1 protein-coding gene is annotated in these 1,205 nt (G+C 58.0%); it reads left to right on the top strand.

Translation table 11 applies throughout. The annotated features are described in order from the left end of the window. The first annotated feature begins 113 nt into the window (after positions 1–113). Complete coding sequence (locus tag AB4Y40_RS42715; RefSeq protein WP_368692982.1) at positions 114–1,151, top strand: IS481 family transposase; 1,038 nt, start codon at positions 114–116, stop codon at positions 1,149–1,151. Positions 1,152–1,205: the final 54 nt, after the last annotated feature.

Raw genomic sequence — 1,205 nt, 5'->3', positions numbered from 1 at the left:
TGCAGTGGACTAGACTAAATCTGACAGTGGTTGGTTTCTCATGCTGGTGCGCATTGGCGCGGAGGGCGTAGCCCGTAGCGGCAATGCGCACCGCGAACAGCAAGGAGTCCGCCATGACTCAGGAGCAGAAGGTAATTCGTGCCAAGGTCGGCATACTTGAGTTGGCCCGGCAACTCGGCAACGTCAGCCAGGCCTGTCGCGTGATGGGTTACTCGCGCGACAGCTTCTACCGATTTAAGGAACTGTACGATCGAGGCGGTGAGGCTGCGCTGCAGGAGATTTCTCACCACCGGCCGTTGCTCAAGAACCGCGTAGATCCGCAGATCGAAGCTGCCGTTGTCGAGCTGGCCCTCGAATTGCCAGCCTACGGCCAGATCCGTATCGCCAACGAAGTCCTCAAACGACATGCCCTGTCCGTTTCGCCCCAAGGCGTCCGTAGCATATGGTTGCGCCACGATCTGGAGACCATGTCGAAGCGCCTGAAGGCCCTGGAAGCCAAATCCGCCCAGGAGGGTTTGGTGTTGACCGAGGCGCAGCTCGTCGCGCTCGAACGCGCCAAGCACGAGAAGGAAGTGCACGGCGAATTCGAGTCCGAATGTCCAGGCTACTGCGGCGCGCAGGATACGTTCTATGTCGGCAACCTCAAGGGCGTAGGCCGTGTCTACCAGCAGACCTTCGTCGACACCTACTCGAAAGTTGCATTCGCCAAGCTCTACGATCGCAAGACGCCCTTGCCGGCGGCGGACCTGCTCAACGATCGCGTTGTCCCGTTCTTCGACGGCTTCGGCATCCCGCTGCTACGTGTGCTGACAGATCGCGGCACCGAATACTGCGGCAACCCCGAGCATCATGAATACGAGCTGTACCTGGCTTTGGAGGACATCGACCATACCCGAACAAAGGCCAAGTCGCCGCAAACCAACGGGATCGTCGAGCGACTGCACAAGACCATGCTCAACGAGTTCTACCGCATCGCTTTTCGCAAGAAGATCTACGAATCGATTGCTACCTTGCAGACGGACCTTGATGCGTGGCTCGACCAGTACAACAATGAACGGGAGCATCAGGGGCGTTGGTGTTACGGCAAGACGCCGATGTGCACCTTTCTCGATTCGCTGGATTTGGCCAAGGAGAAACTCATTCCCCATTGATCGCTTCCTTTCTATCGGTCCGACTACCTGTCAGATCGAGTCCCGGCTAATACA

This window comes from Paraburkholderia sp. EG287B (assembly GCF_040965595.1).
Classification (GTDB): domain Bacteria; phylum Pseudomonadota; class Gammaproteobacteria; order Burkholderiales; family Burkholderiaceae; genus Paraburkholderia.
This window is presented reverse-complemented; position numbering and strand designations above follow the sequence as displayed.

Bases quoted from the DNA above. Each gene is read 5' to 3' on its own strand.
- AB4Y40_RS42715 (WP_368692982.1), top strand. From the start codon at position 114: ATGACTCAGGAGCAGAAGGTAATTCGTGCCAAGGTCGGCATACTTGAG.